General features: G+C 39.2%; 13 protein-coding genes and 1 pseudogene. 12 read left to right on the top strand and 2 right to left on the bottom strand.

Annotated features, from left to right (window positions below; all coding sequences use genetic code 11):
- Window positions 1-6: 6 nt before the first annotated feature.
- A complete protein-coding gene (gene cmoB / locus ACHUGF_RS12880; RefSeq protein ID WP_394131758.1) occupies window positions 7-999 on the bottom strand; it encodes a tRNA 5-methoxyuridine(34)/uridine 5-oxyacetic acid(34) synthase CmoB in 993 nt (330 codons plus the stop codon).
- Window positions 996-1727 carry a carboxy-S-adenosyl-L-methionine synthase CmoA gene (cmoA, locus tag ACHUGF_RS12875; RefSeq protein WP_394131756.1) on the bottom strand — a complete coding sequence of 244 codons (732 nt, stop codon included), beginning with the start codon at window positions 1725-1727 and terminating at the stop codon, window positions 996-998. Before cmoA ends, cmoB begins: the two co-directional genes overlap by 4 nt.
- 262 nt (window positions 1728-1989) lie before the next feature.
- On the opposite strand from cmoA, the gene ACHUGF_RS12870 reads away from it, so the two are divergent.
- The 12 genes and pseudogenes from ACHUGF_RS12870 (at window position 1990) to ACHUGF_RS12815 (ending at window position 16962) form a co-directional block, all read left to right on the top strand.
- Window positions 1990-4824 (top strand): diguanylate cyclase domain-containing protein, encoded by a 2835-nt coding sequence (locus ACHUGF_RS12870; protein WP_394131755.1) that lies wholly within the window; start codon window positions 1990-1992, stop codon window positions 4822-4824.
- 310 nt (window positions 4825-5134) lie between these two features.
- Window positions 5135-6907, top strand: a complete 1773-nt coding sequence (aspS, locus tag ACHUGF_RS12865) for an aspartate--tRNA ligase (RefSeq protein ID WP_394131754.1) — start codon at window positions 5135-5137, stop codon at window positions 6905-6907.
- A gap of 122 nt (window positions 6908-7029) precedes the next feature.
- On the top strand, window positions 7030-7782 hold the full coding sequence (locus tag ACHUGF_RS12860; protein ID WP_394131752.1) for a YebC/PmpR family DNA-binding transcriptional regulator: 753 nt from the start codon (window positions 7030-7032) through the stop codon (window positions 7780-7782).
- Window positions 7783-7791: 9 nt separating this feature from the next.
- Complete coding sequence (gene ruvC / locus ACHUGF_RS12855) at window positions 7792-8313, top strand: crossover junction endodeoxyribonuclease RuvC (RefSeq protein WP_394131750.1); 522 nt, start codon at window positions 7792-7794, stop codon at window positions 8311-8313.
- Entirely contained in the window at window positions 8310-8927 is a 618-nt protein-coding gene (gene ruvA / locus ACHUGF_RS12850; protein ID WP_394131748.1) for a Holliday junction branch migration protein RuvA, read from the top strand. Before ruvC ends, ruvA begins: the two co-directional genes overlap by 4 nt.
- A 28-nt stretch (window positions 8928-8955) precedes the next feature.
- Window positions 8956-9963, top strand: a complete 1008-nt coding sequence (gene ruvB, locus ACHUGF_RS12845; protein WP_394131747.1) for a Holliday junction branch migration DNA helicase RuvB — start codon at window positions 8956-8958, stop codon at window positions 9961-9963.
- A 286-nt stretch (window positions 9964-10249) separates the two neighbouring features.
- Complete coding sequence (locus tag ACHUGF_RS12840; protein WP_394131745.1) at window positions 10250-10807, top strand: hypothetical protein; 558 nt, start codon at window positions 10250-10252, stop codon at window positions 10805-10807.
- A gap of 9 nt (window positions 10808-10816) precedes the next feature.
- Window positions 10817-11668: pseudogene (locus tag ACHUGF_RS12835) on the top strand (sensor domain-containing diguanylate cyclase).
- 428 nt (window positions 11669-12096) lie between these two features.
- Window positions 12097-13740, top strand: coding sequence for a hypothetical protein (locus ACHUGF_RS12830; RefSeq protein WP_394131744.1), 1644 nt, complete (start codon window positions 12097-12099; stop codon window positions 13738-13740).
- 82 nt (window positions 13741-13822) lie between these two features.
- Window positions 13823-14992, top strand: a complete 1170-nt coding sequence (locus ACHUGF_RS12825) for a patatin-like phospholipase family protein (protein ID WP_394131742.1) — start codon at window positions 13823-13825, stop codon at window positions 14990-14992.
- A 67-nt stretch (window positions 14993-15059) separates the two neighbouring features.
- A complete protein-coding gene (locus ACHUGF_RS12820) occupies window positions 15060-15698 on the top strand; it encodes a trimeric intracellular cation channel family protein (protein ID WP_394131741.1) in 639 nt (212 codons plus the stop codon).
- A gap of 64 nt (window positions 15699-15762) precedes the next feature.
- Window positions 15763-16962, top strand: a complete 1200-nt coding sequence (locus ACHUGF_RS12815; protein WP_394131739.1) for a BamA/TamA family outer membrane protein — start codon at window positions 15763-15765, stop codon at window positions 16960-16962.
- Window positions 16963-17049: the final 87 nt, after the last annotated feature.

Raw genomic sequence — 17049 nt, 5'->3', positions numbered from 1 at the left:
TATGTTTTAAATTAAATCTAAATTCGGTTGGCCTTTCTTAGCGATAATCGTAGCCCGTTTAGGTGCAGGGTAACCTTCAACAGTTAAACTCACATCATTTGGGTCTAAATAATCAACTAAGGATTCATTTTTCATCCAATCAGTAGAGCGTTGTTCTGCTAATGATGTGACATCAATATCAACACATTGGACATCGATAAATTCACACTTCTTAAGCCACAGTACCAGAGCTTCAACTGAAGGTATAAACCACACGTTATTCATCTTTCCATAACGGTCTTCAGGTACCAGTACTTGGTTGGCATCACCGTCTATAACCAATGTTTCTAAAACGAGTTCTCCACCAACCCGTAATTGATCTTTAAGTTGTAATAAATGATCGATAGGAGAGCGGCGGTGATAAAGGACTCCCATAGAGAATACAGTATCAAAAGCGTCTAACGGTGGAAGATCCTGAATACCAATTGGTAAAAGGTGTACTGGATGATGATTACCCGCAACACGCTTAACCGCTTCAAATTGACATAAAAATAAGGGAGAAGGGTCAATACCTACTACTTGTTTAGCGCCTTCACCCAGCATACGCCACATATGGTATCCACTGCCACAGCCAACATCTAACACGGTACGGTTGTTTAATGGTGAAATATGCTTGCTTACACGATCCCATTTCCAGTCACTTCGCCACTCGGTATCAATGTCGATACCATGAATAGTAAAAGGGCCTTTACGCCATGGCTGAAACAAACCTAAAAGATTACTCAGTTTTTGCTGTTGTCCAGCTTCGAGTTGATCACCGCTGCCAATTGTCACTCCATCTTTGAAATTGGTCATATCAGGCTGTGGGTAATTGAGCTTGTTGAGTACTTTTTCCCACTTAGGTAAATTTCCGTGCTTATGTTCACGTTGCCATTTGCCAAGGATTGAAGGGAGGTCTTCTAGCCAATGCTGTAATTCAGAATCGGCTATTTGTTTGTAAAAGGAACTAAAACTGATCACTTGATGGCCACCATTGAACAAAAATTAAAACACTGATACCAGACCGAGAAATGACTAAACCCAGCGCTTTGAAAGCGGCGTTGGTGCGTCGTAAGTGGATCAGGGAGCATGACATTTTCTAAGGCACTGCGTTTTTGACTGATTTCAAGTTCACTATAGCCATTTGAACGCTTAAAGTCTAAGTGATGTTTATCAAGTAATTGCTGAATGGCATTGTCTTCAAAGCATAATTTTTCAGAAATGATCAACGCACCACCAGATTTTAAGCCTTGGTATATCTTATTAATCAAGGCGTCTCGATCTACTGATGGCAAAAACTGTAAAGTGAAGTTCAGAATCACTAACGATGCATTGCTAATGTTAATATCCCGGATATCACTGCATATTAAGCTGACAGGTGTTTCACTTTTAAATGCGTTAAGGTTTTCTCTGCAGCGGTTTATCATTGACTCACTGTTGTCTATCGCATAGATATGACATTGCTTGTCTTCAACACGACGACGTATTGAAAGTGTTGCTGCTCCTAATGAGCTACCGAGATCATAAATATTGCTATTTGGCGTGACAAAATCCGAAGCAAAATTGCCTATGGTATTAATAATTTGACTATATCCGGGCACTGAGCGACGGATCATGTCATTAAACACGCCCGCAACTTGGTGATCAAATTTAAAATCATCTACCTTTTCTGCAGCAGTTGCGTAGATATTGTCTTGTTGATCAATCATGAAAGCTAATTTTATAAAATGATGTGATTATTTTAGCTAATGACTAATAAAGGCAGCAAGTTAAAATGCAAATTAAATCAACCAATTTAATCGTTTTTACATTGCCAGTGACGATGCGATGTATTTGCAAGTGTAACTTATGTAAAGAAATGTAAATCGGCTCTGTTGTGTCTTTGTTAATTGTCGCATTGGGATCGCTTTTAGATTAACATGCTTATTTTATAAACCATTAATCATAAACAGTTGTAGTTTAGGAAAAAGATTGAAACAGATAATATGGATTTTATCACTGTCATTTTTGTGTTTACTATCAATGTTTCCACCGGCATATGGACAGTATAAATACTCTGAAGCAGCAGAGGAACAGCGTCATTTCACCATTGTCATGAGTCAAAACACTTATCCATACCAATTTGTGGATGATGATGGTTTACCCCGAGGTGTTCTTATTGACATTTGGCGTGAATGGGCCAATAAAACAAACTCACAAGTGACGTTTAAACCTATTCGTTGGGAAGAGACGCTTGATTACGTTTCACAACATGAAAATATTATCCACGCCGGTTTAGCTATCACGGATTCCAGACTAGAAAACTTCTCATTTAGCGAAACCATTTCAAACTTATCTTCTTATCTCTTCATACATGAGTCTGTTGATATTAGACAACAAGTGTCTGATTTAGTCCCGTTTCGAATTGGTATTGTGTCTGGGTCAGCTCACCAAGATAACTTACTTGCAATAGAACCTAAATTAACCTTTAAAGCGTATCCAACACGTAATGATTTATTAGATGCAGCTGCCAATGGTGAGGTCTATGTTTTTGCTGGCATAGAAGGTTATCAGCGTAATTTGACTCGAGAACAAAAAATTACTCACGATTTTAACAATGCTTCTAGATTACCCATTAAACAAATCGCTTTAGCTGCAGCTGTTGCAAAAGGGAATAATGAGTTAGTTAAATTCATCAATGACGGTTTTTCACTCATCGACCCCGTAATCGTTAAGCAAATTGAACGTCGATGGTTAGGTTACAATAATGCAGAAAAAGCAGTGTTGATTGCGATGCAAAGTGGTGTAGAACCCTATGCTGATATTGGTGCGGATGGTTTACCTCATGGGTTGCTGGTGGACTTATGGCAGTTATGGTCGGAAAAAACAGGGATCAAAATTGATTTTGTGAGTGGTGATATGAACAGTTCAGTCGATCTTATTAAAAGAGGTTTAGCTGATGTGCATATTGGATACCCTGAAAGTAACGAATTAAGAACAGGTTTAAAGCAAGCTTGGCATATCACTTCTGCAAAGAGCCGATATTTTAGCTTGCCAGATAAACTGAATACGCTAAACCCAAATGCCAACCTTCGTATTGGTGTATTCCCTACATCACCCTATATCAATGAAGTTAAGAGCTATTTTCCTAACGCACAGGTTAAGTTTTTTGAAGATATTGAGTTAATGACGCTTGCAGTACAAAAAGGCCAGCTAGATGGTTTTGTGGCATCATCAGCGATGACATCTCATCATCTATTAACTCACAAATTATGGGCCGAGTTCACTCAATATAGTGATGTTGAGTTCAATACCATGATGTATAGCTTAACGCGCCTGGATGACAGTGGGCTGTCGACTCGTATTAGAGAAGGTTTTAATCTCATCACCGCAGAAGAGCAATTTGCCATTGAACGTAAATGGCTTATTAATCCTGAAGACCGTTACTTTGATTCTTCAAACTACGCTATTAAATTAACGTCCCAAGAGCAGGCTTATTTGTCTACCATAGGTGCAATCAAAATGGGCTATGTAAAAGATTGGCCTCCTATGGAATATCAAGGTGCTAATGGTGAGTTTTTGGGGATAAATGCTGATATTAAAACTAAGATATCAGAGCAGTTGGGGCTGACTATCGTTCCTGTGGCTTATGGTGACTTTCGTGATGTACTGGCTGACTTGATAAGCGGTGAAATTCAAATGGTTGCATCAGTGGCATATACCCCAAAAAGAGCAACACAATTGTCATTTTCTGAGCCCTATTGGCCATCACCATGGGGCATCGTAACCAGTTTAACTCAGCCTCCAATATTTGATATAGGCCAAATAACTGGTCAAAGGTTAGCGGTTATCGAGGGTTATCACTTAGTCGATAAAATTAGACAAAGATACCCCAATGTGCAGATTGTACAGGTTGATAATATTCAGGCTGGTATGCAAGCGGTTGTGGATGGCAAAGCTGATATGTTTGTTGAAAAAGTATCTGCTTTAGCCACACTGCTTAACACTGGCACCTATCCATCGCTTAAATTGTCTTTAATTTCTGACCTAGCAGAACAACACAGTCAGCTAGCATTGTTTCCTGATCTTAAGAATTTAATGCCACTTATTGATCGTGTAATTGGTTCGATTGATGAGAATGAACAGCATAAAATTAATCAAAAATGGAATAGTTTAACGGTTAAAACAGACACGACAGTATATCAACGCTGGATAAAAATTATGATGTTCAGCTTGGTACTACTAACAGTGATTGTGTTAACGGTGGTATTTGCTAATCGACGATTGAATTTTGAGATTAAGCGTCGTGAATTGGCCGAAGAAAAACTTAAACACATGGCAAATCATGACAATGTAACTCAACTGCCCAATAGAATGTTGTTTAATGATCGCTTGTCACAGTCCGTGTTAACTCATCAAAGGCAAGGTAATCGTTTCGCTGTGTTGTTTATGGATCTTGATGGATTTAAAACGGTAAACGATGTTCATGGGCATCACGTCGGTGATAAATTACTAAAGATGGTCTCTGAGGTATTGAGTGATTGTGTGCGAGAGTCAGATACAGTGGCGCGTTTTGGTGGTGATGAGTTTGTTGTGATTTTAAATAACATTCAGTCAAAAGAAGCCGCCAAACAAGTTGCTGATAACATTTTAAATAGACTTAACCTAATCAATCATGTGGATGATTACCGGATTGCTATTTCTGCCAGTATTGGCATTGCGATATTTCCAGATGAAGCGTCGTGTGCGAGTGAAATACTCAATCTTGCAGATAAATTGATGTACCAGGCTAAAAAGTTTGGTGGTCATCAATGTAAGCTGAGTTAAGGGATAGTATTTTTTTACTCAGCATAATTATGCACACACGTTTTTAGTCTAATTTCTAACAATGCACTTGTCACTTGTCTGCGTCATATTGTTTATGTTCAATTGTTTATCATAATCCTTTTATCAATACGGTAAAGTGCTGAGTTTTTATACGATTAAGCGGATTTACTGCTTCTTTGCTAGATTCTTACTCCATTCTAAAAGATACTGCGCACTATATACGTTGGTTTGTGGTTGTATAGCAGTATATAATGCCACGTTTAATCATAATAATTGTCACACTACTTTGTGGATGAAAGGATAAAGTTCAATGCGCAGTCATTATTGTGGAGACGTAAACAAGTCTCACTTGGATCAAGAAGTTACCTTAGTCGGTTGGGTAAACCGTAGTCGTGATTTAGGTGGGGTAATTTTCCTAGATTTACGCGATAGAGAAGGGCTTATTCAAGTTGTTTACGACCCAGATCTTGCAGACGTCTTCGAAGTGGCTAGTAGCCTGCGTAGCGAATTTTGTGTACAGATTAAAGGTATCGTGCGTGCTAGACCGGATAGCCAAATCAATTCACAAATGAAAACCGGTGAAATTGAGGTGCTAGGTAAAGCATTAACGATTATCAATACTGCTGCACCATTACCACTGAGCATGGATAATCACCAGAACAACAGTGAAGAGCAACGTCTTAAGTATCGTTACTTAGATTTACGTCGTCCAGAAATGGCTGAGCGTTTAATCTTCCGCTCTAAAGTGACCAGTGCAGTACGTCGCTTTTTAGACGACAGTGGCTTCCTAGATATGGAAACGCCAATCCTGACTAAAGCGACACCTGAAGGTGCTCGTGATTATTTGGTGCCTAGCCGAACTTATAAAGGTCAGTTCTTTGCATTACCTCAGTCACCACAAATCTTCAAACAATTACTGATGATGTCGGGTTTTGACCGTTACTATCAAATTGTTAAATGTTTCCGTGATGAAGATTTACGTGCTGATCGCCAGCCAGAATTTACCCAAATCGATATCGAAACGTCGTTTATGTCATCTGAACAGGTGATGCAAAAAACTGAAGAAATGGTGCGTGGGTTATTTAAAGATTTACTGAATGTTGATCTTGGTGAATTCCCACGTATGCCATATTCAGAAGCAATGGCACGTTTTGGTTCTGATAAACCAGACTTACGTAACCCACTTGAATTAGTTGACGTTGCGGACTTAGTTAAAGATGTTGAATTTGCAGTGTTTAGTGGCCCAGCTAACGATCCCGAAGGCCGAGTTGCAGCACTTCGTATCCCAACAGGTGCTTCATTATCTCGTAAGCAAATTGATAATTACACTAAGTATGTTGGCATCTATGGCGCTAAAGGCTTAGCTTGGATGAAAGTGAATGATTTAGCTGCCGGTATGGACGGTATTCAATCACCTGTTCTTAAGTTCCTAAATGAATCAATTGTTCAACAAATCATTGAGCGCACCGGTGCACAAACAGGCGACATCATTTTATTTGGTGCAGACAATGCTATGACCGTTGCAGAGGCAATGGGTGCATTACGTCTTAAAGCCGGTGAGGACTTCGAGCTGCTTCAAGGTGAGTGGAAACCTTTATGGGTTGTTGACTTCCCAATGTTTGAGAAAATTAAAGGTAGTTTCCATGCGGTTCATCACCCATTTACAGCACCGCGTGGTGTGAGCCCAGAACAGTTAGCCGCTGACCCAGCTGGTACCGTATCTGATGCGTACGATATGGTATTAAATGGTTGTGAACTAGGTGGTGGTTCAGTGCGTATTCATGATGCAAAAATGCAGGCCACTGTGTTTGATATTTTGGGTATTGATGAGCAAGAAGCTAACGAAAAATTTGGTTTCTTACTTGAAGCCTTGCGTTACGGTACTCCACCACACGCGGGTTTAGCGTTTGGCCTAGATCGCATCATTATGTTGATGACAGGTGCAAGCTCTATTCGCGATGTCATGGCATTCCCTAAAACCACAACGGCAGCATGCCCGCTAACCAATGCACCAGGTGAAGCAAATCCACAACAATTAGTGGAACTTGGCGTAAGAGTGATTGAGACACCAAAAGAACAGTAATAATTTTTTGTTTTTGTTCTAAATATAAGCACATATTTAACGCGTTTAGATATGTGCTTTTTTATCGCTGCAACTCAAGGTATGGTATTCATACTTAGCGCTATGTATAACGGGGTAACTCCATGGCTGGACACAGTAAATGGGCCAATATTCGGCATCGTAAAGCTGCACAAGATTCTAAACGTGGCAAACTATTCACAAAATTCATTCGTGAGTTAACAGTAGCGTCCAGAGAAGGCGGCTCAGATCCTGACTCTAATCCACGATTACGTGCCGCCATTGATAAATCTTTATCAAATAATATGACCCGAGATACTATCGAGCGTGCCATCAAACGAGGCGCAGGTGAGCTTGATGGTCAACAGCTTGAAACCATCGTTTATGAAGGTTATGGCCCAGGTGGTACAGCTGTTATGGTAGAAACCATGACAGACAATAAGAATAGAACTGTTTCAGGTGTACGTAATGCATTCAGTAAATCAGGCGGAAACCTTGGAACAGATGGTTCAGTGTCATATTTATTTACTAAGCAAGGCATGATTTCATTTGATGATACTGTTGATGAAGATACGCTAATGGATATCGCCCTTGAAGCGGGTGCAGAAGATGTTATCTCTCACGAAGATGGTTCACATGATGTATGTACTACTCCTGAAGCGTTTGGTGCAGTAAAAGATGCATTAGATGCTGCTGATCTCACAGCCATCAACGCTGAAGTCACCATGGTTGCCTCTACCAAGTCTGAACTTGATGCGAGCACCGCAGAAAAGTTTTTACGATTAATTGATAATCTTGAAGATAATGATGATGTTCAAGAGGTATATCACAATGCGGATATCTCAGAAGATGTTATGCGACAACTTAGCGATGCTTAAGCGTAATTAATGGCAATTATATTAGGTATCGATCCAGGCTCAAGGATTACCGGCTATGGCGTAATCAAATGCCAAGGTAGGCAACAACTGTACCTTGGAAGTGGCTGTATTCGTACCTCTGGCGATAATTTAGCAGAGCGTCTACAGCAAATTTTTACTGGGATCAGTGAGATCATTCGCCAATATCAACCCGAGCAATTTGCCATTGAAAGAGTGTTTATGGCAAAAAATGCTGACTCAGCTTTAAAGCTCGGTCAAGCGCGTGGGGCGGCCATTGTTGCCGCCACGAATGCAGGATTAACCGTAGCAGAATATAGTGCTACACAAATAAAAAGCGCGGTGGTTGGTACTGGACGTGCGCAAAAGTCGCAAGTTCAACACATGATAACGCAAATGCTTAAATTACCTTCAGCACCACAGGCTGACGCAGCAGATGCATTAGGTGTCGCTTTATGTCATTACCACACGAATCAAAGTTTGGTCGCTATGGGTGGAAAAGCCACCTTAAGAACATATGGAAGATATAAATGATAGGTCGTCTACAAGGATTACTTGTTGAAAAGCAGGCTCCTGAAATAGTTTTAGATGTGAATGGTGTTGGTTATGAGCTACAAGTGCCAATGACTAGCTTTTATGAGCTCCCTGAGTTAAATCAGCAAGCTACACTTTATACCCATTTTGTTGTGCGGGAAGACGCTCAGTTGTTATATGGCTTCATCACTAAGCAAGAGCGATCATTGTTCCGTCTATTAATTAAAACTAACGGTGTTGGCCCTAAATTAGCACTCACCATCTTATCTGGGATGAACGCCAATGAGTTTGTTAATTGCGTTGAGCGTGATGACATTGCAACGTTAGTAAAATTACCAGGTGTTGGTAAAAAGACGGCTGAAAGATTAGTCGTAGAAATGCGCGACAAACTGAAGAACCTATTGGAGGCATCTTCTGGTTCTGAACGTGAATTCGTATTACAAAGTAACTATAAGCCGGCACCTGTCACTGATACTGTTGAAGAAGATGCAATTGCTGCATTATTATCATTGGGTTACAAACCTACGCAAGCCAGTAAAGCTGTTGCAAGTGCATTCACAGAAGGTATGGATTCAGAGATGCTTATTAAAGCAGCTCTAAAGTCTATGCTGTAAATTCGTAACGCGAAGGGTAATCTAATTTATGATTGAAGCTGACCGCCTCATTGAGCCACAAATACAAGGACAGGACGAATCTATTGATCGTGCTATGCGTCCCAAATTATTGGATGAGTATACTGGGCAAGATGAATCTAGAGCTCAGTTAAAAGTGTTTATTGAAGCAGCAAAAAATCGTAATGAAGCATTAGATCATATGTTGATTTTTGGCCCTCCAGGACTAGGTAAAACAACATTAGCCATGATTGTTGCCAATGAAATGGGGGTAAATATTAAATCAACCTCTGGTCCTGTATTAGAAAAAGCAGGTGATTTGGCCGCTCTTTTAACTAACCTTGAGCAAGATGATGTACTTTTTATTGATGAAATTCATCGCTTGAGCCCTGTGGTTGAAGAAATTCTTTATCCCGCAATGGAAGATTATCAGCTCGATATCATGATTGGTGAAGGGCCTGCAGCGCGGTCAATAAAACTAGATTTACCGCCTTTTACATTGATTGGTGCTACTACCAGAGCTGGCTCATTAACATCACCTTTACGAGCAAGGTTCGGTATTCCGTTACGTCTTGAATTTTATAATGTCAAAGATCTTACATCAATCGTCAGTCGCTCAGCTGATGTAATGGGAATTGAAGTTGAAGCAGAAGGCGCGGTAGAAATCGCACAACGCTCCCGTGGCACACCGCGTATCGCTAATCGATTGTTACGGCGCGTACGTGATTATGCCGAAGTAAAACATGATGGCATTGTCACAAAGGCTGTTGCTGAACAGGCGTTGGATTTACTTGATGTAGATATCCAAGGGTTTGATTATTTAGATCGCAAACTGTTGCTTGCTATTATTGATAAATTTATGGGTGGCCCTGTTGGTTTAGACAACCTTGCCGCTGCTATTGGTGAGGATCGTGAAACGATTGAAGATGTACTGGAACCGTTTCTCATTCAGCAAGGTTTTATCCAGCGAACACCAAGAGGCAGGGTAGCAACAGAACGTGCTTATCAGCATTTTAATGTGTTCATGCCTAGTAAGTAGCATTATTTTCAAACCATCTGTTCATATTATTAATGAGTAGATGGTGCTCTCCAAATTGGTCTAACACTATTGGTTAAATCAACCTCATTAATATCACACACGCTGTTGAATTTTCACGAGCCAATCATTGTTTTAATACAGCATCTGGGTGACAAATCTAGCTAAATATCAGATCTCACCTATTCTTTTAAATAGAACCTAGTAGTAAATTTATTTATCTAAGTTTTATATGGGTATAGCTATTAGAGATGGCACAAAACAATAAGTACATTAGACGAGTGAGTTAATGAATATAAGTCGAAGATTTAAAATCATTTTTTCACTATTAATCCTTCAATTGGCAGGCATTATTATTGTTATGTTCCTTTGGATTGATAGTGCTCGAAAAGTTGCTGAAGCGGAGTCTCAAGGGCACCAGCTAATGGACTTAGCCCACATACTAAGACAAAGTTCAGACGATCTTACCCGAATGGTAAGAGTGTATGTCACAACAGGGGACAAGGTTTATTTAGAATATTATGAACAAATTTTAGCTATTAGAAATGGAAAGCAACCTCGTCCTAGCAATAAGTATGACTTGCATTGGGATACGTTGGTCTCACAGCAAAATTTTGACAGCTCAGCGATCTCAGCTTCAACAATGGAACAAATGATATTGAATGCACCGCTAGATAGCCAAGAGCGGGCTTTATTGTTTGATGCATTAGCTCAATCAAATGAGCTGGTCAGTTTTGAGTTAAATGCTATTGAATTAATTAAAAATCATACATACGAACAATTGCCATTATCGGTTAAATTATCTGCCCAAGATAAAGTTTTTAATAGTTTATACATATCTCAATAAGCACAAATCATGATACCAATCCAGCGCTTTTATGAACGTATGGATATTAAAAAAAACGAGATGGTCTCACAGTTATCTTCCAATCAAGTTCTTTTTCAGAACCTTACCATAATGCTGGTGATATCATCTTTATTGACAGTGATCTTAGGTTACATGCATTTAATGCATTGGATTGTAAAACCGATATTATCGCTATCAACACAAGTTAACCGTATCAAACAAGGCGATAGTAAACTCAAACCTCTGCAAGTGTCACAAGATGAAATAGGTGAGCTAGCTGCTAGTTTGAATAGTATGAATGTCACTATTTATACACAAATTAAACAGTTAGAAGCCATCTCACTATTAGATAGCCTTACACAACTAGCCAATAGACGTGCATTTGATCTAGCTATCACTTCTGAATGGGGCAGGCACCAGCGTATGAATGAAAACTTGTCTTTACTTGTGCTAGACATTGACGATTTCAAGACATTCAATGATAAATATGGGCACCTATGAGGGGATAAATGTATTCAAATTGTCGCCAATGTGCTCAAACAGTCAGTGAATCGAGCTGGTGACGTGGCAGCAAGATTTGGAGGTGATGAGTTTGTCATCCTTTTGCCAATGACGAATGCATTGGGTGCTAAAAACATAGCTGATCATATTCAGCAAACCATTGATAGTGTGTCCATTAACTTAGCATCATTGAAAATCTCAAATGGTATTACAGTCAGTATTGGCTGTGCCACGCTAACTCCCAGCCATGAGAATAGTGTTGAAGAGCTAATACACAGAGCTGATGAGGCGTTATATCAAGCAAAAGCTTTGGGGAAAAACCAAGTTGGACTGTCTACTGTTAGGCAGTCAGAATCTTAAAAGGAGTTGAAAGAGTCATGGCATCATTGTTGAACATGATTGTCTAGTCGATGCAATTCTATCGTGAACGAATGCGCATATCAGCCTGTGTTCATATGATTAAATCAAGTGTTTTGGTTTTATTCAATAATATGTAAATGATAGACTTATATAGTTTATCTAAAATTATTCATTTCTTTCCTAACAGTATTAGGAGCATCTTTTTAGATATAACCTGCCTTATACATTGCTAATAAACATTTAATTGTAGGGTTCAATCCATCATCTGAGATTAAATGATTGGACATAACATCAGTAAACTGCAGCCCAAATCAACTCACCAACAAAATAAACAAGTCAATTTTAATGGAATTTAGATTCTCATTAATTACCACGTTTATCCCAAAAAGGGGGAAACGCGACTTGGTAACTCGATTAGGGCAGATAGCATGTTTACTATTTTGAAAGTCAAAAACCAACTTCGAATAGGGTTGTTAGCGGTATTACCGTTTTTACTAAACATCTCTTATGCAAAAGATAATCAAGAGAACGAATTACACACACTTAAAGGAAAAGCTGTGTTTCAGCATTATGGTATTGATGAAAGTCTACCAAAATTGGCAATGAGTTCATTGATGCAAGGTGAACACCTTGTCGAGTTCGCAACTAGGAAAATTGAAATTGGTGATGATGTAAAGGAATCACATGTGTATTTGGTCAAAGATACTGATACTAAGGGCAATATTGATCTACGCATTAAGTATCGACCAGATCAAATAGCAGATCACGAGAATGTTGTCGATGAAATTGAAACATTTACTCGTCGAGAATATCGCTTACGAAATTATGCAGAAAGTTTTGATAAATCATCTGTAAAGGCGACTGAATTAAGTGGGCATCAAGTGTTAGTGACATTTGATTATTCTAAATATGGTCTACCACAGGATATTTCTTATTTTCGTTTTTTAAGCGTTAAGTTGTTTGTTGAACATGGCAAACCTACACAAATGGTTATTTACAACAAAAAACCATTTACATTTGATAATTACAAAGTGGAAAACTATCGACAAACGATTGATTTTAAACACTTAGCCTCAGGGAAGATTATTTTGGCACGAAAACATACTGAGGCTACAGGTACTAGCAAGAAAAAACCTTTGAAAGTCACCATTGATGTGACTCCAGTCGCAATCTATGACGACGAAGAAGGGGTGAATATTTTAGACCACGATAAATTGGACGATGTTTCTGATCCTCGTATGCGTGAGCAGCGTGTTGAGTTACATAGATTGTTTCCGTTAATGGGTGACATGGTTAGGCGTCAGGGGATCGACTTGCCGTTACCATTTGGTGTGTCAATTGCTTATCGCAATCAAGATATGAACATTCCCTTTAATGATTTTACGATAGACGGTATCCGTTTAAATGACTTTTTTGATCCAGCTGACACGATTGGGGTGGTGAATGCGCAGAGTCTCACCTTAAGAGGTGATGTAAATATTCTGCCGTTTTGGAATGTGTTCGGTTATGTCGGTCAAATTGATGTTGATGCACAAGTTGATGCTGCTTACACAGGTAAAGCAGGGCAAATTATAAAAGAGAAACTAAATAACAAATTTCCGCATTTGGGAGATGCATTTTGCAAGGAGTTAAGTGCCATTTGTCAACCTGGAAATCTTAATGTGCCATTACATTTACAATACGACCTTGCCGGAATTGGTACCACTTTATCGGTTGGTTATAGAGAGTTTTTCGCTTCTGTTACGGGTACATACAGCATAACCCGAATGAAAGGAACGGATAGATGGGGTGATGGTATTGTTACAGTACAACCTATGTTGGGCTATCAGCTAGCCGATTACAGAGCACAATTGTTTGTGGGTGCTGAGTATCAAGGTCTTGATTCTCGGATGGACGGCCGAGTAGTGAGTGGAAATATCGCGTTCGACTATGACATTGGTGTTGAGTTGAATCAGTGGGCATATTTAGTCGGCTTTAATAAGCAGTTTGGTAAAAACTACAATTTATCAGTGCTTTACAATAAAGGTGAAACCCGTGAGGCATTCACTATCAATTTTGGTTACCGTTTTTAGGCCTTTCCTTGTGCTTAAAAAATTGAGCACAAGCTAATGCATATTAGCCGGTCATTGGTTCAAATCGAAACTAAGTAGCAATATGAAAAAACTAAATTACCCATATACAATATACCTGTTCATCTGCTTTTTTCTTGTTGCATGTGCAACACCACACAAAGCAGAACAACGTGTTAGCCAAGCCCATTACAAACAAGTAGTGGTGCCAAATTTTGACAAGTCAAATGAGCCTATTCGAGTATTTGATACAGACTCTACACAACTGTTTTTTGATGACGTAAACAATACAACACCAATAGCCGTGCAGGGTGAGCAAATGTATGTACTGGTGCTATCTGGTGGGGGAGTGAATGGCGCTTACGGTGCCGGTGTGATTAATGGGTTACATGAATCTAATCAACTACCAAACTATAGCATTATCACGGGAATAAGTGCCGGGGCATTGATGGCGCCATTTGTTTTTGTTGGGGATGAAAACATAAAACATATGAAGCAATTGATATTAGGCATAGATGATAAAAGCATTATTGGTAAAAAGCATTTTCTAAATACAATTTTCAAAGATGCACTATCAGAAGGCCAACACTTATACGACCTTATTGAGCAGCACTACAGTGACGAACTGATTGATCAAATCTCAGTTATGCATCAACAAGGGAAAAGGTTGTTGATTGGCACCACACATTTCGACTCAAATGAACTGGTTGTTTGGAATATTGGTGAAATTGCCTCCAGCCAAGTTGTTAATCGATATAAATTGATTCGCCAAATCATTGCTGCAAGTGCATCTATACCAGCAGTTTTCCCGCCTCAATTTATTGATGTTGAACTGAATGGGGAAACAATGGAAGAAATGCATGTCGATGGTGGATTAGCTAATCAACTATTTTTATTTGCTGAACATATTGATTTTAATGCTATTAATAGCAGTTTAGGTTTATCAACGCAGCCAGTAGTGCAAGTTATCCGTAATGGGGTATTAGATATGCCTTATCAAAAAATAAATGATAAAGGTATCGACTTGATTACACGCACCGTAAAGTCGATGACAGTCAATCAAGGCGAAGGAGATTTATACCATATTGCTTATATGTGCCGACAACAAAATCTGGCGATGAGATACACCAGTATTGATCAACAAAATGTACCTGAAAAAGGGAGTAAAGACATGTTTGATCAGCAGTATATGCAAGCACTGTTTAATATGGGGTATGAAAAAGCCGTTAACGGGCAACTTTGGCAAAGGTTATAAAGTTAGTTTGCAGTGTTAATTACGTTAAAACTGCATCAATTAGGGTTTAGATGTTTAAGATACCAACATGAATACAAGTGATTATATTATTGAAACAATTACAGTATTAGGGACAGCAGCATTTGCCTTATCTGCGGTATTGGCCGCATTAGATAAGCAATTAGATATATTCTCAATCACGGTACTTGGGATTATTACGGCAGTAGGCGGTGGCACAATTCGTGATTGTATTTTGAGTGTGCCAGTTTTTTGGGCATTGGACATTTCATATATTACCATTGCAATTGTCGCATGCATTATCGGTTTTTTCGCCTTTCCGCTGGTGCAACTGGGTAGAGCGAACAAGTTATACCTTTACATTGATGCAGTAGCCATTGCCATGTTTGCGATTCAAGGGGCAAATAAAGCCTGGGAAATGGGTTTTGGCTTGCCCGTTGCACCTGTGATGTTAGGTGTGATTACGGCAACTGGTGGAGGTGTTATCAGAGATGTGCTATTGCACCGGCCGTCATTATTACTCAATAAAGAATTATATGCGATTCCAGTCGCTCTAGGCTGTATCTTCTATACCATTATATATTTATTTTTACCTGAATATATCGAGTTCGGCGCGGTTGCTGCTTGTAGCTTGATTGTATATTTACGTCATTTGTCCATTCAAAAACACGTGTGTGTACCCCAGTGGGCAATTATCAAACACCATTGAAATAACTAACAGTAATTTAGCGCTAACGTTTATTGTCACGGCTAAACAAATAATTAGGCAGAAAATGAAAAACATATTTAGTCAATATCAAGTTTTATTCGCAATGACCATTTTGCTTTTTTCTCAGCATTCAAATGCCTCATCAATGTTCATGGATGAAGTTGATGGACGTTTTGATATGGGGGGATATATCGCTGAAAATGCTCATGGTTTTTTACCGGTTCCCATCATCATCACTGAGCCTGCTGTAGGCTATGGCGGCGGTTTAGTTGGTGTATTTATGCATGAATCAGCTGAAGAAAAACAAAAACGCAAACAAGCGGCATTGGAAGCGATTGATGGTGGAGCAAAACTGATCCCATCGGCGATTACTGTTGCTGGTGCAGCGGGTACACAAAATGGTACCTGGTTTGCATTTGGCGGTCATCGACGTAGTTGGAATAATGATGCGATTAGATATATTGGTGGTGCTGGTGCGGGTAGTGTGAATTTAGATATTTATCAAAGTTTATCTACTTTAGAGCAGCAATTACCAGCCATTACAAGCGATAGATTCGGCTTTAATACCAAAACGACTGGCGGAGCATTACTACAAAAATTGCAATTTAGACTTGGAGACTCACCATTAATGCTAGGGATGAAACAGTTCGCTGGCTATTCTTCTGTTGAATCTGATAATGACATTATAGATAAAATACTCGAATTGATTCTGGGTAAGGACAATATGCTCTCAGGGTTAGGTGTTATTGCAGAATATGATACTCGTGACAATATTTTTTACCCAAAACAGGGATATAAGATTGAAGCAGAGTATATGATTTATGATGAGAAAATTGGCAGTGACAGTAACTATGATCAGTTTACGCTAGATGCTGAGGTATTCTTACCAGTAGCTGAAAAATGGACATTAGCGTTAGCAGGTAATTATCAAAAATTCGATACAGATGATTTATTCGTCACCCCCACAGCTAAACCTTATATTGACTTACGGGGGGTGTCTGCTTATCGATATCAAGGTGATGAAGTTTCAACTGTGCAAGCGCAGATTAATTATGCAATTGATCACCGTTGGGTGGTATCAACCTTCTATGGCATTGGCACTACCGAACAAAGTAGTGAGTTATCGAAAGATGAATCAATCGACGCTTATGGTGTAGGTTTTAGATATCAAATTGCTCGACGTTATGGTCTATTCATGGGGGTGGATATAGCGAAGAGTAAAGATGATAGTGCGTTTTATATTACAGTAGGGAGCGGATTTTAACGGCTATATTTCATGTAGGATATAGTCCATCAAATACGATTAATAGAATACATTGTGCACACATATAATCTAACCAACTTCAAATAA

The organism is Shewanella maritima (genome assembly GCF_043643735.1).
GTDB lineage: Bacteria > Pseudomonadota > Gammaproteobacteria > Enterobacterales > Shewanellaceae > Shewanella > Shewanella maritima_A.
The sequence above is the reverse complement of the archived record's forward strand: the minus strand, read 5'-3'. Positions and strand labels throughout refer to the sequence as shown.